This is a genomic window from Halochromatium sp., from assembly GCF_046541315.1.
GTDB lineage: Bacteria > Pseudomonadota > Gammaproteobacteria > Chromatiales > Chromatiaceae > Lamprobacter.
This window is the reverse complement of sequence record NZ_JBKHDN010000024.1, coordinates 1-21,008: the sequence shown is the minus strand read 5'-3', so window position 1 is coordinate 21,008 and position 21,008 is coordinate 1. Positions and strand designations below refer to the sequence as shown.

General features: G+C 65.9%; 23 protein-coding genes and 1 pseudogene. 18 read left to right on the top strand and 6 right to left on the bottom strand.

The window, feature by feature from the left end; all coding sequences use genetic code 11:
- Positions 1-236: pseudogene (locus tag ACLFQI_RS03215) on the top strand (thiosulfohydrolase SoxB); the annotation flags it as partial.
- A gap of 21 nt (positions 237-257) precedes the next feature.
- Here ACLFQI_RS03215 and ACLFQI_RS03210 read toward each other — a convergent pair.
- Positions 258-803, bottom strand: coding sequence for a Smr/MutS family protein (locus tag ACLFQI_RS03210; RefSeq protein WP_410757403.1), 546 nt, complete (start codon positions 801-803; stop codon positions 258-260).
- A 103-nt stretch (positions 804-906) separates the two neighbouring features.
- Between ACLFQI_RS03210 and surE the strand changes: the two genes are divergently transcribed.
- The 12 genes from surE to ccoS all read left to right on the top strand — a co-directional run bounded on the left by surE (position 907) and on the right by ccoS (position 12,554).
- The gene (gene surE / locus ACLFQI_RS03205; protein WP_410757402.1) at positions 907-1,656 is read left to right on the top strand and encodes a 5'/3'-nucleotidase SurE; all 750 of its coding nucleotides are present in this window, start codon (positions 907-909) and stop codon (positions 1,654-1,656) included.
- 48 nt (positions 1,657-1,704) lie between these two features.
- On the top strand, positions 1,705-1,905 hold the full coding sequence (locus ACLFQI_RS03200) for a hypothetical protein (protein ID WP_410757401.1): 201 nt from the start codon (positions 1,705-1,707) through the stop codon (positions 1,903-1,905).
- Positions 1,906-2,027: 122 nt separating this feature from the next.
- Positions 2,028-2,828 (top strand): peptidoglycan DD-metalloendopeptidase family protein, encoded by an 801-nt coding sequence (locus ACLFQI_RS03195; RefSeq protein ID WP_410757400.1) that lies wholly within the window; start codon positions 2,028-2,030, stop codon positions 2,826-2,828.
- A 28-nt stretch (positions 2,829-2,856) separates the two neighbouring features.
- Positions 2,857-3,912, top strand: coding sequence for an RNA polymerase sigma factor RpoS (rpoS, locus tag ACLFQI_RS03190; RefSeq protein WP_410757397.1), 1,056 nt, complete (start codon positions 2,857-2,859; stop codon positions 3,910-3,912).
- A gap of 257 nt (positions 3,913-4,169) precedes the next feature.
- Complete coding sequence (gene ccoN / locus ACLFQI_RS03185; RefSeq protein WP_410757395.1) at positions 4,170-5,624, top strand: cytochrome-c oxidase, cbb3-type subunit I; 1,455 nt, start codon at positions 4,170-4,172, stop codon at positions 5,622-5,624.
- Positions 5,625-5,664: 40 nt separating this feature from the next.
- Positions 5,665-6,522 carry a cytochrome-c oxidase, cbb3-type subunit II gene (ccoO, locus tag ACLFQI_RS03180; protein WP_410757394.1) on the top strand — a complete coding sequence of 286 codons (858 nt, stop codon included), beginning with the start codon at positions 5,665-5,667 and terminating at the stop codon, positions 6,520-6,522.
- Positions 6,515-6,724 carry a cbb3-type cytochrome c oxidase subunit 3 gene (locus ACLFQI_RS03175; protein ID WP_410757393.1) on the top strand — a complete coding sequence of 70 codons (210 nt, stop codon included), beginning with the start codon at positions 6,515-6,517 and terminating at the stop codon, positions 6,722-6,724. The genes ccoO and ACLFQI_RS03175 overlap by 8 nt, the downstream gene beginning before the upstream one ends.
- Positions 6,717-7,643 (top strand): cytochrome-c oxidase, cbb3-type subunit III, encoded by a 927-nt coding sequence (gene ccoP, locus ACLFQI_RS03170; protein ID WP_410757392.1) that lies wholly within the window; start codon positions 6,717-6,719, stop codon positions 7,641-7,643. The genes ACLFQI_RS03175 and ccoP overlap by 8 nt, the downstream gene beginning before the upstream one ends.
- Positions 7,644-7,647: 4 nt before the next feature.
- Positions 7,648-9,084, top strand: a complete 1,437-nt coding sequence (gene ccoG, locus ACLFQI_RS03165; RefSeq protein WP_410757391.1) for a cytochrome c oxidase accessory protein CcoG — start codon at positions 7,648-7,650, stop codon at positions 9,082-9,084.
- Between the two features lie 34 nt (positions 9,085-9,118).
- Positions 9,119-9,673 carry a FixH family protein gene (locus ACLFQI_RS03160; RefSeq protein ID WP_410757390.1) on the top strand — a complete coding sequence of 185 codons (555 nt, stop codon included), beginning with the start codon at positions 9,119-9,121 and terminating at the stop codon, positions 9,671-9,673.
- A 56-nt stretch (positions 9,674-9,729) separates the two neighbouring features.
- Positions 9,730-12,333 (top strand): heavy metal translocating P-type ATPase, encoded by a 2,604-nt coding sequence (locus ACLFQI_RS03155; RefSeq protein WP_410757389.1) that lies wholly within the window; start codon positions 9,730-9,732, stop codon positions 12,331-12,333.
- Positions 12,334-12,335: 2 nt separating this feature from the next.
- Positions 12,336-12,554 carry a cbb3-type cytochrome oxidase assembly protein CcoS gene (ccoS, locus tag ACLFQI_RS03150; protein WP_410757388.1) on the top strand — a complete coding sequence of 73 codons (219 nt, stop codon included), beginning with the start codon at positions 12,336-12,338 and terminating at the stop codon, positions 12,552-12,554.
- Positions 12,555-13,196: 642 nt separating this feature from the next.
- On the opposite strand, the gene ACLFQI_RS03145 is transcribed toward ccoS, so the two are convergent.
- Entirely contained in the window at positions 13,197-13,556 is a 360-nt protein-coding gene (locus ACLFQI_RS03145; protein WP_410757387.1) for a TusE/DsrC/DsvC family sulfur relay protein, read from the bottom strand.
- A gap of 65 nt (positions 13,557-13,621) precedes the next feature.
- Positions 13,622-13,765: a hypothetical protein gene (locus ACLFQI_RS03140; protein WP_410757386.1), complete on the bottom strand. Its 144-nt coding sequence runs from the start codon at positions 13,763-13,765 to the stop codon at positions 13,622-13,624.
- 36 nt (positions 13,766-13,801) lie between these two features.
- Here ACLFQI_RS03140 and pgl point away from each other — a divergent pair, with 36 nt between their 5' ends.
- Positions 13,802-14,503, top strand: coding sequence for a 6-phosphogluconolactonase (gene pgl, locus ACLFQI_RS03135; protein WP_410757385.1), 702 nt, complete (start codon positions 13,802-13,804; stop codon positions 14,501-14,503).
- Positions 14,504-14,757: 254 nt separating this feature from the next.
- Here the strand turns inward: pgl and ACLFQI_RS03130 are convergent, their stop codons facing one another.
- Positions 14,758-14,958 (bottom strand): DUF2892 domain-containing protein, encoded by a 201-nt coding sequence (locus tag ACLFQI_RS03130; RefSeq protein WP_410757384.1) that lies wholly within the window; start codon positions 14,956-14,958, stop codon positions 14,758-14,760.
- 93 nt (positions 14,959-15,051) lie between these two features.
- Between ACLFQI_RS03130 and ACLFQI_RS03125 the strand changes: the two genes are divergently transcribed.
- Both ACLFQI_RS03125 and ACLFQI_RS03120 read left to right on the top strand, forming a co-directional pair.
- Positions 15,052-16,713, top strand: coding sequence for an AAA family ATPase (locus tag ACLFQI_RS03125; protein WP_410757383.1), 1,662 nt, complete (start codon positions 15,052-15,054; stop codon positions 16,711-16,713).
- Between the two features lie 19 nt (positions 16,714-16,732).
- A complete protein-coding gene (locus ACLFQI_RS03120) occupies positions 16,733-17,839 on the top strand; it encodes an adenylate/guanylate cyclase domain-containing protein (protein WP_410757382.1) in 1,107 nt (368 codons plus the stop codon).
- Positions 17,840-17,959: 120 nt separating this feature from the next.
- On the opposite strand, the gene ACLFQI_RS03115 is transcribed toward ACLFQI_RS03120, so the two are convergent.
- Together ACLFQI_RS03115 and ACLFQI_RS03110 are read right to left on the bottom strand one after the other, a co-directional pair.
- On the bottom strand, positions 17,960-18,196 hold the full coding sequence (locus ACLFQI_RS03115; RefSeq protein WP_410757381.1) for a hypothetical protein: 237 nt from the start codon (positions 18,194-18,196) through the stop codon (positions 17,960-17,962).
- A 221-nt stretch (positions 18,197-18,417) separates the two neighbouring features.
- A complete protein-coding gene (locus ACLFQI_RS03110; RefSeq protein ID WP_410757380.1) occupies positions 18,418-19,833 on the bottom strand; it encodes an NAD-dependent epimerase/dehydratase family protein in 1,416 nt (471 codons plus the stop codon).
- Between the two features lie 234 nt (positions 19,834-20,067).
- Between ACLFQI_RS03110 and ACLFQI_RS03105 the strand changes: the two genes are divergently transcribed.
- A complete protein-coding gene (locus tag ACLFQI_RS03105) occupies positions 20,068-20,715 on the top strand; it encodes a ferritin (RefSeq protein ID WP_410757379.1) in 648 nt (215 codons plus the stop codon).
- Positions 20,716-20,747: 32 nt separating this feature from the next.
- Positions 20,748-21,008: hypothetical protein (locus ACLFQI_RS03100; RefSeq protein WP_410757378.1), on the top strand; the 261-nt coding region annotated here is incomplete at its 3' end.

Here is a 21,008-nt window from a genome sequence, read left to right as displayed (position 1 = left end):
GCATCACCGAGATGCGGCTCGATGACGGCACCAAGATCGAGGCCGACAAGACCTACGTCGTCTCGGGCTGGGCCACGGTCGGCAGTCAGTCGCCGGGCGAGCCGATCTGGGAGACGGTCGCGACCTATCTGCGCGATGTGAAGACGGTCAAACTCGACAAGCTCAACACGCCCAAGCTGAAGAATGTCAAGGGCAATCCCGGCCTCGCCGATTACGCTGGCGAGATTCTGAGCTGAGGCCGCGCCCTGAGTCGACGCTCAGCGCTGGCGCTTGGCCTTGGCGGGATTGCGCAGCAGCACATAGACCGCGCCGGTGCCGCCGTCGAAGCGCGGCGCCGAGCAGAAGGCGAGCACCTCCGGGCGCAGGCGCAGCCAGTAGTTGACCTTGCACTTGAGCACTGGCTGTCGCGTCGCCGAGCCGCGACCTTTACCATGGATGATCTTGGCGCAACGCACCCGCCGCGCGGCGCAGTCGGCCAGGAACTCTTGCAGGAGAGCGCCCGCGTAGCTGGCGGTGAGGCCGTGCAAGTCCAGCTCCAAGCGGGGTTCGATCCGGCCTCGCTGGAGCTCGAACAGAACCCGTTTCTGCAGACCCGGGCGCGTGAAGAGCAGGACGTCGTGGGTCTCGACCTCGGACTCCGAGAGCAACTGCGGGTCCTCGGCCGGAACCTCCTCGATGCGCGGGCGCGGTGTCGGCGGCGGTCGTTCGCGGAAGGGCTCGATGCTCTCGCGATCGAGGGGTTGCGCGTCTTCGACTTCGGCGCGAAAGAGCGCATAATCATCGTCATGAAGGCGATCGTTCACTTGGCTTCTCGCATACTCGCCGCATTGGATCGAAAAACTGTAGCAAACTCCAGGAGTCGGCGCGCGCTGGCGCCGCGCCCCCGTCCTTTCGGCCCCGGATCCTATGAAGATACTTCTCAGCAATGACGATGGTTATCGCTCGCCCGGCCTCCAGGCCTTGGCGAACGCACTGGCGCGCTTTGGCGAGCTGACGGTGGTGGCACCGGATCGCGACCGCAGCGGCGCGAGCAATTCGCTGACGCTCGATGTGCCGATCCGCGCCGAACGGCTCGAGAACGGCTTCATCCGCGTCAACGGCACGCCGACCGACTGCGTGCATCTGGCGATCACCGGGTTGCTGGACGAGGAGCCGGATCTGGTCGTCGCCGGCATCAATCACGGCCCCAATCTCGGTGACGATGTGATCTATTCGGGCACCGTCGCCGCCGCTACCGAGGGGCGGTTTCTCGGCTTGCCGGCGTTGGCCGTGTCGATCGATTCGCATGAGCCCCGGCATCTGGAGACGGCCGCCGCCGTGGTCGAGCGGTTGGTCGCCGGGCTGCGCGATGGCGACATGGCGGCGAATACCATCCTCAACGTCAATGTGCCGGACCTGTCGCTGGCGGAACTGCGCGGGCTGCGCGCGACCCGGCTCGGCCATCGGCACAAGGCCGAACCGATCGAGCGCATCCGCGATCCGCGTGGGCGGCCGATGTTCTGGGTCGGTCCCGCCGGGCCGGAGCAGGATGCTGGCGAGGGCACCGATTTCCATGCGCTGCGGCAGGGCTATGTGTCGGTGACGCCATTGAAGGTGGATCTGACCCGCCATGATGCGGTCGAGCCGCTCGGGCACTGGCTGAGCGCCTTGCGCTGAGACTGGCGGTGCCGGTGACCGTTGTTCTTCTGCTTGAGGGAGCGTCCGATGCGCCTGTTTGCGGCCCTGTATGATCCGCTGATGGCCTGGTCGAGGCCTCCGCATGCGGCCTGGCATCTCGGGGGACTGGGCTTCGCCGAGTCGGCGTTCGTCCCGATTGCGTCCGCTGTCATGCTCGCGCCGAAGTCCGTGGATACCCTCGGTGGGGTCATGGTGGCGCTGATCGGGCTCGTGATTCTGTTGCGCTGAGGCGCTGTCTGGACATGCCGCATTGGCCGTCGCGAGTCGGATTTCCGAGAGCCGCCGAGGCGCGCGCGCGATGCGTGGCGATGAGGAAGCCTTGTCCCGGCAGCCGCCGGGCGCGACGCGTAATGCGCGTGCCGCTGGCGCTGGGCGTGCTGGTGGCGTCGTTGCTCGCCGGTTGCGGCAGCAAGGGGTTGGCGCCGGTCGATGAGCGTTATGCCCCGGCACCCCCCGGCTTTTATCGCGTCCGCGCGGGCGATACCCTGAGCGAGATCGCCGAGCGCGAGCGCATCGGCATGCGCAAGCTCGCTGCCTGGAACGAGCTGGCTCCACCCTATCCGATCTATGCCGGGCAGTTGTTGCGGATGCAGACGCCGCCGGGCGGGGGGGCGAGTGGCGACGATGCGCGCCGGGCGTCAGCTGCCCGGACGCCGGCTGAGCCAGCGGCAAAAACAGCGGCAAAACCGCCAGCGCAACCAGCAACAGCGTCGAAACCGGCGAAAACGGCAACAACACCGGCGCCAAGACCCGGCAGTGGCGCATCCGCGAGCGGGCTGACCTGGGCCTGGCCGGTCTCGGGACGGCTGCTGCAGCGCTATCAGCCGAACGATCGCACCCGGCAGGGGATTCGCATCGCCGCCGAGGTGGGCACGCCGGTCGCAGCGGCGGCCGATGGCGAGGTGGTCTACAGCGGTCGCAGTGGACTCGCCGGTTACGGCAATCTTATTATCGTCAAGCACAGCCCGCGCTATCTGAGCGCCTACGGCTTCAACCGCCGGGTGCTCGTCAGCGAGGGCACGCGTGTCAAGCGCGGCCAACAGCTCGCCGAGGTTGGCCAGTCAGCTGCTGGGCAACCGATGTTGCATTTCGAGATCCGTCGTGATGGCGCCACCGTTGATCCGTTGCTATTCCTGCCGGCAGCCGGATGAGCCGATCGACCACAGCGAGGGGGGATTCATGTCAGCGGCCAACCCGGACGAGGACCCGGATACGGATTCCCTCCCCGTTGATGATGAGCCTCTCATCAACGGCGACGAGGTTGACGCGAGCGATACGGATCTCCCGGAGGCCGAGATCGATGACGTCGACAGCGCCGAGGACGAAGCCGATCCGGACGCCGCTGCGGCCTCGGTGCCGCAGGCGGCCGACGCGCCGAGCAAACGCTACCCCGCGAGCGATAGCGAACTCGACGCCACCCGGTTGTATCTGAACGAGATCGGCGGGTCGAAACTGCTCTCGGCGGAAGAGGAGGTGCGCTATGCGCGCCTGGCGCAGCAGGGCGACGAGGACGCGCGCAAGCGCATGATCGTCAGTAATCTCCGGCTGGTGGTGAAGATCGCGCGGCGTTACCTGAACCGGGGTCTGCCGCTGCTGGATCTGATCGAGGAGGGCAACCTGGGCCTGATCCGCGCGGTCGAGAAGTTCGACCCGGAGCGCGGCTTTCGCTTCTCGACCTATGCCACCTGGTGGATCCGCCAGACCATCGAGCGCGCGATCATGAATCAGACGCGCACCGTGCGTCTGCCCATCCACGTCGTCAAGGAGATCAACGTCTATCTCAAGGCGACCCGGCTGCTCTCGCAGCAGCTCGATCATGAGCCGAGCACCGAGGAAGTAGCCGAGCTGCTCGACAAGCCGATCGCCGAGGTCAAGCGCATGCTCGCCTTCAACGAGCGTACCGCCTCGGTCGACAGCCCCTATGGCAAGGACGCCGAGCGGCCGCTGGTCGATCTGCTTCAGGATGAGGCGGCCCCTGATCCCAGCGAGGAGATCCAGGACGAGGATATCCATAGTCATCTCGACCACTGGCTCGATAAGCTCAACGAGAAGCAACGCGAGGTGGTCGAGCGGCGCTTCGGCCTGCATGGCCATGAGCATTCGACGCTGGAGCGGGTGGCGCAGGAGTTGGGCGTGACCCGTGAACGGGTGCGTCAGATCCAGATGGATGCCCTGCGCCGCCTGCGCGACATCCTCGAAAAAGAGGGCTTCTCGCTCGAGTCCTTTTTCAAGTAATCCGCGCGCTTAATAGAGCCATTCGCCCTGACACGCGGACACGAACACCCCGTGGAATCTGGGCTGCTGGGTCAGTGTTGTCCGGCAATCAGGTCGAGCGGCCATACATTAGACCAGTGTTTGTGCGGGTTTACCTTCCTTGACTTTTCTCAATCAATCCAGTCTTATTGCGCGGTCCCGTGCCAGGGCCAGGCACGCCGCGCATCGGGCAGGAGCGCCCCGCCACCTGTTTTTTTCCCAGCCTGTTTGGGGGGTCTATGGAAGCCACAGCCGACTATACCGCGGAGCGAAAATACGACTTCGACGTCGTCCGCTGGTTCACCATCATGGCCGTCGTCTACCTGGTGGTAGGCGCGGCCGTGGGTGTCTACATCGCGTCCGAGCTCGCTTGGCCGTTTCTGAATTTCGATAATCCGTACATCTCGTTCGGTCGGCTCCGGCCCGTGCACACCAATGCCGTCATCTTCGCCTTTGGCGGCTGCACCCTGATGGGCACCGCGTTCTACACCGTGCAACGCACCTGCGGCGTCAGCCTGTGGAGCAACAAGCTGGCCTGGTTCACCTTCTGGGGCTGGAACGCGGTCATCGCGCTGGCGGTGCTGACGCTGCCGCTCGGGCTCACCCAGTCCAAGGAATACGCCGAACTCGAGTGGCCGATCGACATCCTGATCGCCGTCGTCTGGCTCTCCTTCACCTTCAACTTCATCATGACCATCGCCAACCGGAAGTCCTCGCACATCTATGTGTCGAACTGGTTCTTCCTCGGCATGATGGTGATGATCGTCTACCTGCACGTGGTCAACAGCCTGTCGATCCCGGTCGGCCTGATGAAGTCCTACAGCCTGTTCTCGGGCGTGCAGGACGCGATGATCCAGTGGTGGTGGGGGCATAACGCGGTCGGCTTCTACCTCACCGCCGGTTTCCTCGGCATCATGTACTACTTCGTGCCCAAGCAGGCGAACCGGCCCATCTACTCCTATCGGTTGTCGGTGATCCACTTCTGGGCACTGATGTTCGGCTATGTCTGGCTCGGCGCGCACCATCTGCAATACACGGCGCTGCCGGACTGGACCGGCTCGCTCGGCGCGGCGGTGTCGCTGGCGATGATCATCCCGTCCTGGGGCGGCGCGGTGAACGGCATGATGACCCTCTCGGGGGCCTGGGACAAACTGCGCACCGATTACGTCATGCGCTTCTTGATCATCGCGCTGGCCTTCTACGCGATGTCGACCTTCGAGGGACCGGTGATGTCGCTGAAGACGGTGAACGCCCTCTCGCATTACACCGACTGGACCATCGGCCATGTCCACTCCGGCGCCCTGGGCTGGGTGGCCGGGATCTCGATCGGCGCGATCTATCACCTGATGACGCGTCTCTGGCATACCGAGATGTGGTCCGAGAAATTGGTCAACGTGCATTTCTGGACCGCGACCATCGGTACCGTGATCTACGTCGTCGCGATGTGGGTGTCCGGCATCATGCAGGGGCTGATGTGGCGTGCCTATGACGAGTACGGCACCCTGGCCTACACCTTCGTCGAGTCGGTCGCCGCCATGCATCCGTATTACGCGATGCGCGCGGTTGGTGGCGGGATCTTCCTGCTCGGTGCCGTGATCATGCTGTTCAACGTGCTCATGACGGTCTGGAAATCGGCCGCCGCCGGGAGCCTGCGCGAGGCCCGCGGCACGCTGCCGGCCGTGGCCGCCGCCTGATCTCCACCGCAACGCAGGAATCCCGAGGAGAATAGACGCAATGGCTGATAAGAACACACCGCCGAAGGGGATCCAGGAACGCCTGGAGCGCAACATCTGGGGGTTATTGATCGTGGTGGCGATCGTGCTCTCGGTCGGGGGCATCGTCGAGATCGTGCCGCTGTTCTACCTGAAGAGCACCCAGGAGGCAAACCGCTTCCCGGAGATCGTCTGGCAGGAGGCTGGCAGCACGCCCATCGTTTCGGTCACCTACGAAACCGATGAATCCGGTAACCCGCTCAAGTTCAAGACGGGTGATCGTGGCCAATTCCTGAAAAAGGACACCGGCGAATTCGTGCAGGATCCGAGGCGCGGTCAGGTGCGTGCCGTGGAGACGAGCTGGAATTGGAAGCCCGGCGACGGTATCCGCCCCTACACCGCGCTCGAACTGGCCGGTCGCGACATCTATCAGCGCGAGGGCTGCTATCTGTGCCATTCGCAACAGGTGCGTCCGTTCCGCGACGAGCGCGAGCGCTATGGGCATTACTCGCTCGCCTCGGAGTCGATGTTCGATCACCCCTTCCAGTGGGGCTCGAAGCGCACCGGCCCGGACATGGCGCGGGTCGGCGGCAAGTACTCCGACGAATGGCACCGGCAACATCTGCGCGATCCCCGCTCGGTGGTCCCCGAATCGGTGATGCCGGGCTATCCCTGGCTTGACGAGGAATTGCTCAAAGCCAAGAGGATTCAGCGTCACATGAAGGGATTGCGCGCAATCGGCGTGCCCTACAGCGATGCCGATATCGCCGCCGCGCCCGGTCTCGTGCAAGGCAAGACGGGCATGGACGCAATGGTGGCCTACCTCCAGGTGCTCGGCAGCATGGCCAAGCTCGACCCGGGAGTGATGTACCGTGAATAGCCTCGCGGACTACTTCGAGACCGATTGGGCGGCGATGACGGCGACCGACTGGGTCGGGACCATCCTCACCGTCGTCATCTTCGTGGCCATGGGCGTGGCCTATTTCCAGGTCTTTCGGCCCAAGCATCGGGACCGACTCGAAGCCAAGAAGCACATCCCGTTTGAAGACGATCACGAGGGCGGCGGAGACAACGATGGCTGATCATAATCCGTTTCCGGGCGAGAACAACACCGGACATTTCTGGGACGACAACATCCGCGAGCTGAACAATCCGCCACCCCAATGGTGGATGATCGCGCTCTGGGCCTCGCTGGCCTGGTTCATCCTCTACGGTCTCCTCTATCCGATGTTTCCGGTCCTGCCATGGCAGTCGCAAGAGGAGGGAGGATTTAGCAAGGGGCTGCTCGGCTGGACCTCGATCCAGGAGTACGAACAGGGCATGGAGCAGGTCGCGGCGGCGCGCGCGCAGTACGAGGATCGCATCGCGGACCTGAGCGCCGAGGAGATCCTCGCGGATCCGGGGCTGACGCAGTACACCTTGGCCTCCGCCAAGGTGCTCTTTGGCGATTACTGCGCCGCCTGTCATGGCAGCGGCGGCCAAGGCAATCCCGGCTATCCGGTGCTTGCCGATGACGATTGGCTCTATGGCGGCTCATTGGCGAAGATCAGCGAAACCATCACCAACGGTCGCAAGGGCGCGATGACGGCGCACAAGGACATCCTCACCGAGGCCGAGGTCGATCGGCTCGCGCGCTTCGCGGTCGAACTCGCCGACGGGGGCGAGGGCAGCGAGGCCGGCTGGAAGCTCTTCAACGAGAAAGGCTGTACCTCCTGCCACGGCCAGGAGGCGAACGGGATCCTCGCCGAGTTGCCGGATGGAAGTATCGTCACGGTTGGCGCGGCGAACCTCACGGATCGCATCTGGCGCTTCGAGCCCGGCGGTTACGAGAGCGCCAAGCATACGATCCTCTACGGCGTCAATCAGCCGGACATCGAGCAGACCCGCGACGCGGTGATGCCGGCGTTTGGCGACGCGGCGGGCAGCCTCGAGGGTAAACTGGAGCCGGATCAGATCAAAAAGCTCGCGGTGTACGTGCATAGCCTCGGCGGCGGCCAATAGAGGCATGAGTGAGCCGACGCCTGCGCGCAGCTCCGCCGCTGCGCTCGACGATCTCTACGCCGAGGCCCATCATTGGGAGGTCAACACCGGCGGCGAGACCATCCACGCCAAGCGCATGCCCGGCAAATGGCGCCGCATCAAGTGGCTGGCGGCCTCGGTATGGCTGATCTTCTTCCTTGGGCCCTATCTGCGCTGGAACGGCCATCAGGCGGTGTTGTTCGATATCCCGAATCGGCAATACCACCTCTTCGGGGTCACCGTCCTGCCGCAAGATTTCTGGATGCTCTCGTTACTGTTGCTGTTCTTCGCCATCCTGTTGGCGGTCGTCACCGCGCTGGCGGGCCGGGTGTATTGCGGCTACTTCTGCTTCCAGACGGTATGGACCGATGTCTTCACCTGGATCGAGGAGAGGCTCGAGGGCAGTCCGCCGCAGCGGCGCAAGCTGGACAAGGCCGCGCTCGACGCGAGAAAGCTGCGCATCAAGCTCACCAAGCACGCGGTTTGGCTGCTGATCGGGTTTCTCACCGGCTTCAGCTTCGTCGCCTGGTTCTATGGCGCCTGGCCGCTCTGGCGGGACTTCTTCGTCGGCAACGCCAATATCGCCGTCTATGCCGCCGTCGCCCTGTTCACTGGCGGCACCTATTTGCTCGCCGGCTGGCTGCGCGAGCAGGTCTGTTTCTGGCTCTGTCCCTATGCGCGCATCCAGGGCGTGATGCTCGACAAAGCAACCATCGTCCCCACCTACGATTTTGCGCGCGGCGAGCCGCGCGGTCGCTTCAGGAAGGACGCGACCAGCGAGCAACGCAGCGCTGGCGACTGCGTCGATTGCAATCAATGCGTCGCGGTCTGCCCGACCGGCATCGATATCCGCAACGGCCAGCAGGAGGGCTGCATCACCTGCGCCCTGTGCCTCGATGCCTGTGACACGGTCATGGACAAGATCGGTCGGCCACGCGGATTGATTCGTTATGCCTCGTTGGACGAGGTGGAGGGCAAGCCGGTCAAACCGCTGCTGCTGCGCCCGCGCGTCTGGGTCTACACCGCGATCCTGGCGCTCGCGCTCACCGGTATCCTGTACGGCCTGTCGAGCCTCGCGGCGATCGAGCTGAAGGTGCTCCATGAGCGCGCGCCGTTGTTCGTCCGGCTCTCGGATGGCTCGATCCAAAACAAGTACACCCTGAAGATCCTGAACAAGAGCAAGCAGGATCTCAGCGTCACCATCGGTGCCGACAGTTCGGTTCCGATCGACTTGGTGGGGGCCGACGAACCCTTGCCCGCGGCCAGTGGCGAGGTCACGCCCATGATCGTGTTCGTCAAGGTCAAGCGCTCGGACCTCGAGGGCGAGCGCGTGCCAGTCACCTTCCGGGCCACCACCGAACTGGACGACGGGACCGAGATCGGCACGGAGCGCGAGAGCGCCTTCTTTGGGCCCGCTCGCTGAACCCATTTCGCTGGCCAATGAACAGAAACCAACCATGCGTCATCTCACCCCTGCACAGCTTGCGACCGGCCTGAAATCGATGCTGGATTTCTCCGGCCGAGACGCCAATTCCGCCTGGGGCAGCCCTTGGGTCATCGGCTGGATGGGCCTCATCCTGGTCGTGCTGGCGGTCAACGCGACCATGATCGCGCTCGCCTTCGCGACCAATCCCGGACTGGTCATCGAGGATTACTACGAGCGCGGGCGCCAGGTCGAGCGCACCCTGGCCACCCGCCGCGCCGAGGCGCCAGGCTGGACCATGAGTCTGGATACCCCTGCCGATATCAGCAAGGGGCGCGCGACGACGGTGCGTTTCCATGTGGTCGATGGCGTCGGCCAACCCGTGCGCCCGGAGCGGGTCACCTATTACGCCTATCGGCCCTCGGACGCCTCGGCGGACTTCTCGCAGCCGATGATCGAGGAGGCGCCCGGACGCTACGCGGTCGAGGTGAATTTCGCCATGGCCGGGCTGTGGGACACCCTGGTGGCGGCTGAAATCGATGGCCAAGAGGTGGTCTTCGACCAACGCATCGGCGTGGCGAGCCATTAGGCAGTACCGCGCGCCGGCCCTCGCCGCTCGCTGTTGTTCTCGCCTCTCCGCGCTCGATGACCGCTGACGCCAGGCTCCCGCCATCGCCGCGGTCGCCCCCTGCCGGCGGGGCGGCGGCCGAGCGCTGTTTCCACTGCGGTCTTCCGCTCGATCCCGCCGAGCCGGTGCAAGCGGTCGTCGCCGGTGCCGAGCGCGCGTTCTGCTGCCCTGGTTGCAAGTCTGTTTGCGCGGCGATCCATGCCGCCGGCCTCGAGGGCTTCTATCGCCGCACACCGGAGGGCGAGGTGCTGGGACCGCCGCCGCCGCCGCCCAAGCAGCTTGAACTCTATGACCTCGATGAGGTGCAAGCGGCCTATCTCGATACCCGCGCCGACCTGCGTGAGATCAACCTGCACGTCGAGGGTATCCACTGCGCCGCCTGCGTGTGGCTGATCGAGACCGGGCTTGCGCGGATGCCCGGCGTCGAGGCGGCGCGGGTCAACCTGACCGGGCGCCGCTTGCGGGTGACATGGGATAATGCGCGCCTGCGCCTGTCGAGCCTGCTGGAGCGGCTGAGTCAGCTTGGCTATGCGGCCGTGCCCTTCGATCCCGAGGCCGCCGAGGGCGCGCTCAAGCGGCGCAATCGGGCGCTGCTCTACCGCATGGCCTTCGCCGGCTTCGCGGCGATGAACCTGATGTGGATCGCGATCGCGCTCTATGCCGGCGCCGATCAAGGCGAGTTCCGCGGTCTCTTCCACTGGATCGGCTTCGCCATCGCCACGCCGACCTTGCTCTACTCAGGCTGGCCCTTTTTGCGCGGCGCCTGGCTCGGCCTGCGGCAGGGGGCGCTGACCATGGATCTGCCGATCGCCATCGGCGCCTCCATCACCTACCTCTATTCGCTCTCCGTCACCCTGGGCGCCCCCGGGCAGGTGTACTGGGACACGGTGGTCAACTTCCTGTTCGTGATCCTGGTCGGGCGCTTCCTCGAAGCGATGTCGAAGCGCCAGGCGCTGGCCTCCACGCAACGGCTGTTGGATCTGCAACCCAAGGTGGCGACGGTACTGCGCGATGGCGAGCCGGTGGTGCTGCCGATCCGCGCGGTCAAGCCGGGCGATCGCGTGCTAGTGCGCCCCGGCGAGACCATCCCCGCCGATGGCCTGATCAGCGAGGGCCGCAGCGAGATCGACGAGGCCATGCTCAGCGGCGAGTCGGAGCCGGTCGCGCGCGGCATCGGCGAGGCGGTGGCCGCCGGCACCCTCAACGGCGCCGGCGTGCTCACGATCGAGGTGACCGGGCTGCTGCGCGAAACCGCGCTCGGGCGCATCATCGCGCTGGTCGAGGAGGCGCAATCGAGCAAGGCGCCGATCCAGTCGCTGGCGGATCGCATCGTGCCCTGGTTCGTCGCGCTCACCCTCGCGCTGGCCCTGTTGACCTTCGGCTTCTGGATCGGGCGCGATCTGGAGACGGCGTTGATGGCGGCCACGTCGGTGTTGATCATCACCTGCCCCTGTGCCTTTGGATTGGCGACACCGATGGCCATCGCGGTCGCCTCCGGGCTTGGCGCCCGTTATGGCATCCTGATCAAGCAGGGCGCGGTGCTCGAGACCCTCTCCGAGATCCGGCATGTCGTCTTCGACAAGACCGGCACCCTCACCGAGGGCCGGCCCGAGGTCGTCCTATGGCAAAGCCGAGCCGCTGTGCCCGGCGCGGCTTGGCAGACTCCAGCGGCCGCCGCCGCGCCGAGCGCGCCTTGGCGGAACCGAGCGGCGGCGTCCAACCGATCCGGACCAACCGGCGCCGGGGCCATGTCCTTGGATGCCGAGCAGCGCGAGCTGCTGCGACTGATGGCGGCGTTGGAGCAAGTCTCCGAGCATCCCTTCGCGCGCGCTGTCGTGCGCCTGGCCAAGACCGCGCGGGTGGGGTTGAACGCGGCCCAGGTACACGCGGTTCGGGTCGAGCCTGGGGCCGGCATCGCCGGCACGGTCGATGGCCATCAGGTGCTGATCGGAACCCGCGATTGGCTCCTCGCCAATGGGGTCGAAGTGCAGGGGCTGAACGCGTCCGCATCCCCGACCCTTGGCACCCGCTTGCATGGCGCGATCGACGGTATCGAGCGCTTGCGCCTGGTGGCCGCCGACCGCTTGCGGCTGGATGCCGCCGAGGTGGTTCGGCAGCTGCAGGCGGACGGCATCAGGGTGACCCTGCTCACCGGCGACCGCGCGGCCGTGGCGCGGCGCATCGCCGAGCAACTCGGCACGGTCGAGGTGATCGCCGACGTGCGCCCCGAGGAGAAGGATCGGGTGATCGCCGAGCTGCAACGGCGCGGCGAGCGGGTCGCGATGGTCGGCGATGGCATCAATGATGCGCCGGCGCTGGTGCGTGCCGATGTCGGCATCGCCGTTGGCAGCGGCACCGATGTCTCGATCGCCAGCGCCGATATCGTCTTGATGAGCACCGAGCTGACGCGCGTGCGCGATGCTGTGGCGCTGTCGCGGCGGACCCTGCGCGCGATCCGTCAGAATATCGGGCTTTCGATTGCCTACAATCTGATCATGGTGCCGCTGGCGATGGCGGCCTTGATCACGCCCCTGGTCGCGGCGATCTCGATGCCGCTCAGCTCGCTGGCGGTCATCGGCAACTCGGCGCGGCTGCGCGGCCTATTCAAACAGCGAGGATAACGATGGAAGTCATCTATGGCCTGATCCCCGGCATGCTGCTGCTCGGGCTGGTCGCGGTCGGCGTGCTGTTCTGGGCCGCGCGTAGCGGTCAGTTCGATGACCTCGAGGGCGATGGGCAGCGGATCCTGATGGATGAGGATGTGGAGGATGCGCGCCGTTTCCCGGATGCGGAGGCGGAGGCGGATCGGCAGGTCGAGCCGACCGGGAAGGAGCGGGGGTGACCGTGCCAGCCGCCTGCGCGAGCGGACTCGAGGCGCGCCGAGCCTGCGGCGCCGGGGTCATGGAGCCGCGCGTACCCTCGCGACCCCTTGGCGCGGGCTATTCGGCCTGGAAGGCGAGGTGACCGAGGAGACGCTGGAAGCAATACCCGAACCTGGCCGCCGACTACACCCGCGTCTCTGTCAACGGGGACAGCTGCATCCCGAACGGCCGCAGCCTGGACGCGGAATTCCACCGCCGCATGAACGAACGCGACGAGCACGGCTCGACTGAGCGGCAGATGATCTCGATGAACAAGCGAGGTGAAAGCATGCATGCCGAACGCCTGAACCTGCAAACCGATGCCGATGGCAACCTTGAGGGACTGCCTAAACTGCCTGCCAACCAGCGCATTGATGCCGTGCTGCTGTTCTTGGAGCCTCTCGCCCCCCGCCCGCGACAGCGCACCCCGCCGGCGGCGCTCAAGGGCAGCGTGCACTGGCGTGCCGACCCGTTCGAGCCGTCGATGTCCGATGACGAAGTCGAGGCTTCAACGGAGCGGACCATGCGCCAGATCGGCGGTGATCCGGAGGTCCGGGTTGCGCGCGCCTTGCGCACGCAACGCCTCGCCGATCTCGATCGTCGGCGCCCGGAACGCACGAACCCTACTGAACGCTGCCAAACGAGTGATCGACCGCGCCTGCAGGGGCGGTCAATCCAGCCAATCGGCAGCCTTGCGCGACGGGGCCGCCGGGGAAGATCTCGTACAGATACTTGAGACCGCCACGGTCATGGAAATGCTCGTCGAGCGCGTCATGCAAGGCCCGCGGATTGGGTTGCTCTGCCTTGGCGAAAAAGCCCTGCAGCGCGCGGATCGTCTCCCAGTGATCGTCGCTCAGGCTCAGCCCTTCTTCGGCAGCTCGCTGTTCGGCATCTGCGGTGGTCCAGTCTTCCGGAGCCTGCGGGAACCGGGTGTCGTGATCGTTCGCGCCAGGGTTCATGATGTCACGCATCGTCTCTGCCATGGGTGTCTCTCCTCATCGCTCGGGGATTGTGGTCATTGGGTTACTACGCGATGCTTCGGCGTTGGTCAAGTGTGCGCATTGACGACGTCGGCGTCGATGTTGCGGACAACGGGATTTGCTACCATGCTGAACGGATGCAAACGATTGCCCGCGATCCGGCTTCGCGCGCGCCATCGTCGCAACAGCGCTTCGGCGAGCATGCCCTTCATTGGCTCACGTGGCCTCCCAAGCAGGAACAGACCGATATGCCCGCTGATGAGATTCTCCTGCCCGGTGCCGACACGGAACTCCTCGCCGACAAACCGGCCGTCGCCGAAGCCGTGGCCGAGCATATCCGAGCGGCGGCGACGGCGGCGATCGAGCGCCAGGGCCGATTCAAGCTCTGTCTTGCCGGCGGTACCACGCCCACCGCCGCCTATGAGCGGCTGAAGGATGCCGATGCGTCCTGGAGGCATTGGTGGATCTATCATGGCGATGAGCGCTGCGTGCCGCCGGAGAGTGGCGAGCGCAACAGCCTTGCGGCCGGCGAGGCCTGGCTCGATCATGTCCCCGTGCCTAGGCAACAGATCCATGCGATCCCGGTGGAGTTGGGCGCGGAGTTCGGTGCGCTTGGTTATGAACTGATCGTTCGGGCGGCCTTGCCGTTCGATCTCGTGCTCTTGGGGATCGGCGAGGATGGGCACACGGCCAGCCTCTTCCCGGGCCGCGAGATCCCCGAGGATCGTCTGGCGATGCCGGTGTACGATGCGCCGAAACCGCCGCCAGAGCGCGTGTCGCTCACGTTGCGGGCGCTGGCCAACAGCCAGCAGGTACTGATTCTGGTGACCGGCGCAGGCAAGGCGGAGGCGGTGAGACGCTGGCGTCAGGGCGTCGACCTACCGATCGCGCAGGTGGCGCGGGTGGCTCGGAGTCGGGTGCTGATGGATCGGGCCGCCGCCGGGGTTTGACCGGGACGGTCCGCGTGGATCGCTGTGCGCGGCACGGCGGCGATTCACGCGCGACCAGTGGGTTTGACCGGGACGGTCTGCGTGGATCGCTGTGCTTGGGGGCGACCTGATTGGCTTGGCTGATGAGTCTGGTCCGCCCGGGTGGAGGCGCTCCGATCAAGGCGCGCGGCCCTAGGCGGTGGCTTGGCCGCGCCTGATCCTTGCTGGATGGCGATGCCGAATCTCGGCTCGGAACGCCGGCTCAGAACGCTAGCTTAGAACGCTGGGCCAGGCTCCTTACCGAGCCTCTTCAGGATCACCGCCAGCGGGCAGAAGCCGGTGAAGGCCGACTGCAGCAGGTTGAGCCCGACGAAGCCGGTGAACCACAGCCAGAGTGGGCTGAGCGTGGCCGCCAAAATGGCCGAGATCAGCACGAAGGCGCCGGCGACGGCGAAGACGATACGTTCGATACTCATCGAAAGGTTCCTCAAAGCGATAGGCGTGAAGCACATGATGTGCCATAGTGTATTGAAACAGCGCTCATTGTCGCAAGCCTACCGAGACTTGGCATGCTCGCCGACGAATTGACCTTCCTCGCCGATCTGCTCGAGCCGCGCGCCTATCCGCACCCGGTCGAGCAGGTGGAGGCTCTATCCACCCATATCTCGCAGCTGTTCTTGGCCGGCGACTTTGCCTACAAGCTCAAGCGTCCCGTGTCGCTTGGATTCGTCGACTTCTCGACCCTCGAGCGGCGGCGTTTCTACTGCGAGGAGGAACTGCGACTCAATCGCCGTTTGGCGCCGCAACTCTATCTCGACGTGGTACGGGTGGTGCGCCAGGATGCGCGCATTCGCATCGGCGCGGAAGAGGAGGGCGAGGCGATCGACTATGCGGTGCGCATGCGTCGGTTCCCGCAGCAGGCCCTGCTCTCGAAGCAGCCGCTTGACGGGGCGCTGATCGACCGACTGGCCGAGCGCGTGGCCGATTTCCATGCCCGTCTGATCCCCGCGCCCGCGGATACCCCTTATGGCGAGCCAGAGGCGGTGCTAGCGCCGATGCTGGACAATTTCGAGCCGCTGCGGTCGGCCATCGCCGCTTGCGAGACCGCGGATGCGCCCGGCGCGCCCGATGCCGACGATGAGCCGCTCGCCCGCCATCTGCGGCGCCTCGAGCGCTGGACCCGCAAGCGGTTCGCGCGCCTGCGCCCGGTGCTCGAGCAGCGCCGGCGCGGGGGGCGCATTCGCGAGTGTCATGGCGACATGCATCGCGGCAATATCGTCGTCCTCGATGGCGAGCCGGTGATCTTCGACTGTATCGAGTTCAATCCCGGTCTGCGCTGGATCGACACCATGAGCGAGGTCGCTTTCCTCACCATGGACCTGGCCGAGAGCGGCGCGCACGGTTTGGCCCGGCGTCTGCTCAACCGCTACCTTGAGGTCAGCGGCGACTACGCCGGGTTGCGCCTGCTGCGCTTCTATCAGGTCTATCGGGCGCTGGTGCGGGCCAAGGTCAGTGCCATTCAGCTGCTGCAAACCCCTCCCGCCGGCGCGCAGGGGGCCTCGGCGGAGGCGCGGGAAGCCCACGCCGAGGCCATGAAGGCGCGCGCGCAGGCCCGTCAGGAGATGCAGCATTATCTGGCCCTGGCCCGCGGCTGCATGGGGCGCCATCGCCCGCAACTGTTCATCACGCACGGTCTCTCCGGCAGCGGCAAGACCAGGCTCGGGCATCTGTTGCGCGAGCAGCTGCCGATCGTCCAGATCCGTTCCGATATCGAGCGCAAACGGTTGTACGGCATCCCGGAGCGGAGCCGGCCGCCGGCGCATCGGGATGTGCCGCTCTATGGCCATGAGGCCAGCGCGCGGACCTATGCTCGGCTCCTGACGCTGGCGCGCGAATCGATCGCCGCCGGCTTCAGCGTCTTGGTCGATGCGACCTTTCTCGGCCGAGCCCAGCGCGCACCCTTCCTCGCGCTCGCCGAGGAACTGCGCTGTCCTTATCGCATCCTCGTGCTGCAAGCGCCCATGCCTCTGTTGCGCGAGCGTATCGGCGCGCGTGGCAGTGCGGGCCAGGATGCCTCGGATGCCGATCTCGATGTGCTCGGTCTGCAAATCGCCCAGCGCGAGCCTCTCACCGAGGCCGAGCATCGCTATGCGGTCTTCCTCGATACGTCGGCGCCGATGCAGATCGAATCGGTACTGGCGCGGATCGCCGGCCCTCACCGTCCCAACTGAGCGCTTATCGCCCACACCCATGCAGCATCGTGATCGAGACTCGCTGTTTGCCCATATCGAACGGGTTGTTCGCGACCTCGAGGCCGAGGGGTTGTTCGGTGCGACGGGTTCGCAACAGCCGGAGGCTCTGCGCCAGATCCTGGAACGACGCATCGATCCGTTGCTCGATGCCTTTCTGCTCGAGGGCCAGCCCCGGGTCGAGACCCATGCCACGGTGTTGATCGCCGATCTGCGCGGCTTCACGGAACTGATGGCGTCGCAGCCGATCGCGGTCATGATCGAGGTTCTGAATCGTTGGTTCACGGCGATGACCGAGATCATCGTGCGTTTCGGCGGCGTCGTGGACAAGTTCGTCGGCGATGCGGTGATGGCGCTCTTTGGCGTGCCCGCGGCGGGCGACGATGACGCACTGCGCGCGCTGGCTTGCGCCGCCGAGATGCAGCAGGCGATGAAGGCGCTGAACCAGGAGAACCAGGCGCGCGGGCTGCCCAAGCTGTTCGCCGGCATTGCCGTCAACACTGGCGCCGTGGTCGCCGGCAGTTTCGGCGCCGCCGCGCACAGCGAATACACGGTGATCGGGGATGTGGTGAACCTGGTCTCGCGCATGGAGTCGTTCGCGCTGCGCGGTCAGGTGTTGATCAGCGAATCGACCCGTGCCGAGGTGGCCAACGCGATCGAGGTCGGCACCGTCAACGAGGTGCGTTTCAAGGGCATCGCGCAGCCGGTGCCGCTCTATGAACTGCGCGCCGTGCGGGCGCCGCGGCGGATAGTGGTGCAGCCGGTCGAGGTGCGCCGCTCGCCGCGGATCCGCGTCCATCTGGATGCGACCTTTCGCCAAATCGATCGAAAGCGGATTCGCCCTGGGCGCATCCCGGGGCTCATCAACGATCTCGGTTACTATGGGTTGCGCGCCGATTTACCGCTCGGGCTGCCGCAGGCATCCGATGTGGTGATCGATCTGACGCCGCAACAGGGCTTGTCCAGCCTCGGTGAGGTCTATGCGCGGGTGGTGCGAATCGTGCCTTGGGATGGCCGTTTCCGCACCAGCCTCGAGTTGACGTCGGTGGAAACGCCGGCGCATCAGCGTCTCAAGGAGTTCATCGATGAGTCGCTGTGGCGCCAGTGATCGGGGTCGACAGAGCGCGATTCGCCGGCGAACGCCAATGAGCGGTGGTCCGCGCGGGCCAGATGGCCCGCCAGATGGCCTGCGACGCTGCGCTTGCGCCGATGCCCGGCAGCGGCGGTGTTATTCGCCCTCGGAGCGGTTCCTGCGCGCCGACTCGAGGGCCGCGGCGTGGGCGCTTGCGAGTGCCGCGAGCGCTTGCCGGTGGCTGTCTTCGAGCGCGCCGATCTCGCTGCGCGCCGCATGCAGGGCCTGGCGCAGTTCATCGCTCTGATGCCGGTAGCACAGAGAAAGGCAGATCAACGCGGCGAACAGGATCCAGAACAGGGGCTTCCAGATCGATGGCGATGGATCGGGCACGTCTTGCATCCTGTTCATTGCTCGGAATTCGTCGCGCTCGAACGCGGGCGCGATCAGGTGCGGTTGTCGGCGGCTCGGACTTGGAACGATCGCTATTATGCCGGTTTCTCGGCAGCTTGACCGCCCGCCATGGGCTTGGCGGGGCCCCCCGCGCGCGGGGCTAGCGCCCTGCATCGATCGTGCTGGTGGATGACGCTATCGCGGGGGCCCTGCGCGTAGGGCTAGCGCGCGAGTCGCGCGAGGCGAGACTGATAGCGGCGCATCACCAGCCGATGCGCGGGCGCCTGGCTGATCGTGTAGAGATACCAGGGCAATGCCGGGGCGTAATCATGGATCGCGGTCATGGTGTAACGCCCATCGAGCAGGGTCTGGAACTCGAAACGAGCGCGGCCGTCGCCCTGGCGTGCCAGGAGGCCGCCGGCGATCTCGTAGACCTGGCGTTCGGGCGTGCTCTCGTGCGCCATCCGGCGCAAGGCGAGCATCTTCAGCCGCGGCAGTCGCGACCAGACCTCGACATCGCCGTTGTCGGCGACTTGGCTTTGCACCAGCGGCCAGCAGCAGCGGTCGAGCCAGCGGAAATAATTGCCGGCGAGCCAGGCGGCATCCTGGCCGGGAGGCAGAAAGGCGCGCTGGATCGAGCGCACCAGCGATTGCTCGCGCATCCGTTTGCGGTCTTGTTCCTGCAGACGCGCGCGCGGGCTTGGCAAGAGGCGTTTGCTGATCGGGTCGATACTGGCCTCGAGCGCGGCGCGAAAACCGAGCGCCCCCGGCGCGATCGCCTGTTGCACGGGGTTGTCGCGCATGCGCGTATCCTGCGGCAGGCTCTCGACGATGGCGCCGACCATGGCCGCCGGCGCGCCGCTGACTAGGCGCGCCGTCAGCGAGGCGAGTCCGACCGGGAACACGGGCACCTTGATGACCCGGCGCCGCAGTCCGAGCACGGCGGCGGTCTCGCGCAGCATGGCCTCGTAGCTGAGCGCCTCGGCGCCGCCGATATCGAAGGCTCCCCGGAAACGCTCGGGCTGTCCGAGACAGTGCAGGATGGCGCGCACCAGATCGCGCAATGCGATGGGGCGGGTCGCGGAACCGGCGGCCGGCGGCAACAGCAGCACCGGCAGCCGCCGCACCAGATCGAGCAGCAAGCCGGGACCGGTGCCGCCGGGTCCCAGCACCAGGCTCGCGCGCAGCGCGGTCACCGGCGTGCCCCGCGAGGCGAGCACCATCTCGACCTCGCGCCGGCTCCAGAGCAGGGGCGAAACGCGAAAGCCCTCGGGCATCACGCCACTGACGAAGACGATCTGCTTGAGGCCGTTGCTGGCGGCCGCGCGCGCGAAGTGATCGGCAAGCACCAGATCCATGTCGCGCGGGCGGGCCTGGGTGAGGCGCGAGGAGGGCGCGAGCGAGTGCACCAGATAGATCGCGTAGTCGATATCGGTCAGGGCGCTGCTCAGCGCGCGCGCGCAGAACAGATCGCACTGGCGCCAGTGGACCAAGCCGTCCGGGGCCTTGGTGCGGGCGGGCGAGCGCGTCAAGGCGACGACCTCGAAGCGCTCGGCGAGCCGTGGACAGAGGGCGGTGCCGATAAAGCCACTGGCGCCGGCGACGGCAACGCGGGCGCGGCGGGAAGGCTGGATCATCGTGGGCTGATTGCCTCAGGAGCGGTTGGCAGGGCCGGCGGCAGGGTTCCAGGCGCATGTCTGGCGATGCAGCTAGCGCGGCATCTGGCAGGACATCTGGCAGGACATCTGGCAGGGCAGCTGGCCGGGCCGGTGGATTCTACAGGCTTGCCTCGGGTGCCGGAAACGTCCGCGGGCCTGGCCGAATGACCAGACCTCTCTTGAAAATCGAGATCGACTCGCAAACTGATCGGTTTGCGGCGCTCCGCGTCGTTCGATTCAGTCCGCTCAGGTCGGCGCGTTCAAGGTGGGCTTGATGTCCAACGCCGCGCTCGTCGGCGTGCGCAACGGCCAATGCTGGGTAACAACGGAGACCTGTCGATGATTTCCAACGAGATGGCGTCGCGCATCAATGCGCAGATCAACCGTGAGCTTTTCTCCGCCTACTTCTATCTTGGCCTCTCGGCGCAGGCGGAGAGCAGCAATCTGAACGGCACGGCAGCCTGGTTCATGGCCAAACACGGGGAAGAGATGACCCATGCGCTGAAGATGTATCGTTATCTGCTCGATCAGGATGCCACCGTGCAGCTCGAGGCGGTGTCGGCGCCGCCGGCGAAGACTGCCGGCATCATGGATATGTTCGAGCGCACCCTGAAGCACGAGCGCAGCGTGACCGAAGCGATCAACGAGCTGGTCGATCATGCGGCTCGGGAGAAGGACCACGCGACCCATATCTTCCTGCAGTGGTTCGTGACCGAGCAGATCGAGGAAGAGGCGACGGTGAACGACATCCTCGGCCGATTGCGGCTGTTTGGCGATCAGGGACAGGGGCTGTTGATGATCGATAACGAGCTGGCGAGCGCTGCCAAGAAGGTCAGCGCTGCAGCCACGACGGGCGCCTAAGGCGATTTCTGTCAAACAATCAGGGCCCGATCATGCCCAAGAAGAACGGTAAATGTTGCAAGAAGTATCAGGAAGGTAAGCGTTGCAAGAGCTGTCCGAAACGGGACAAAGCGCGTCTCTCCCGGGTGGCGACGCTCGCCCTGCTGTTGAGCGCCATCCCGGCCGTGCTCGCCTCGCCCGCGCTGGTCTTGGCGGGCGGCGACGACTGGCCGGACGACTGGCCGGAGGACGGATCGGGGGACGGGTCGGGGGAGGGCGATCTGGCCTCGCGGGTCGCGCTGGTCAACGATGGC

Bases quoted from the DNA above. Each gene is read 5' to 3' on its own strand.
- ACLFQI_RS03130 (WP_410757384.1), bottom strand. From the start codon at position 14,958: ATGAGTATCGAACGTATCGTCTTCGCCGTCGCCGGCGCCTTCGTGCTG.
- ACLFQI_RS03200 (WP_410757401.1), top strand. From the start codon at position 1,705: ATGCGCCTGTTTGCGGCCCTGTATGATCCGCTGATGGCCTGGTCGAGG.
- rpoS (WP_410757397.1), top strand. From the start codon at position 2,857: ATGTCAGCGGCCAACCCGGACGAGGACCCGGATACGGATTCCCTCCCC.
- ACLFQI_RS03120 (WP_410757382.1), top strand. From the start codon at position 16,733: ATGCAGCATCGTGATCGAGACTCGCTGTTTGCCCATATCGAACGGGTT.
- pgl (WP_410757385.1), top strand. From the start codon at position 13,802: ATGCCCGCTGATGAGATTCTCCTGCCCGGTGCCGACACGGAACTCCTC.
- ccoP (WP_410757392.1), top strand. From the start codon at position 6,717: ATGGCTGATCATAATCCGTTTCCGGGCGAGAACAACACCGGACATTTC.
- ACLFQI_RS03155 (WP_410757389.1), top strand. From the start codon at position 9,730: ATGACCGCTGACGCCAGGCTCCCGCCATCGCCGCGGTCGCCCCCTGCC.
- ccoG (WP_410757391.1), top strand. From the start codon at position 7,648: ATGAGTGAGCCGACGCCTGCGCGCAGCTCCGCCGCTGCGCTCGACGAT.
- ACLFQI_RS03160 (WP_410757390.1), top strand. From the start codon at position 9,119: ATGCGTCATCTCACCCCTGCACAGCTTGCGACCGGCCTGAAATCGATG.
- surE (WP_410757402.1), top strand. From the start codon at position 907: ATGAAGATACTTCTCAGCAATGACGATGGTTATCGCTCGCCCGGCCTC.
- ccoN (WP_410757395.1), top strand. From the start codon at position 4,170: ATGGAAGCCACAGCCGACTATACCGCGGAGCGAAAATACGACTTCGAC.
- ACLFQI_RS03195 (WP_410757400.1), top strand. From the start codon at position 2,028: ATGCGCGTGCCGCTGGCGCTGGGCGTGCTGGTGGCGTCGTTGCTCGCC.
- ACLFQI_RS03125 (WP_410757383.1), top strand. From the start codon at position 15,052: ATGCTCGCCGACGAATTGACCTTCCTCGCCGATCTGCTCGAGCCGCGC.
- ccoS (WP_410757388.1), top strand. From the start codon at position 12,336: ATGGAAGTCATCTATGGCCTGATCCCCGGCATGCTGCTGCTCGGGCTG.
- ACLFQI_RS03145 (WP_410757387.1), bottom strand. From the start codon at position 13,556: ATGGCAGAGACGATGCGTGACATCATGAACCCTGGCGCGAACGATCAC.
- ACLFQI_RS03110 (WP_410757380.1), bottom strand. From the start codon at position 19,833: ATGATCCAGCCTTCCCGCCGCGCCCGCGTTGCCGTCGCCGGCGCCAGT.
- ACLFQI_RS03140 (WP_410757386.1), bottom strand. From the start codon at position 13,765: ATGAAGGGCATGCTCGCCGAAGCGCTGTTGCGACGATGGCGCGCGCGA.
- ccoO (WP_410757394.1), top strand. From the start codon at position 5,665: ATGGCTGATAAGAACACACCGCCGAAGGGGATCCAGGAACGCCTGGAG.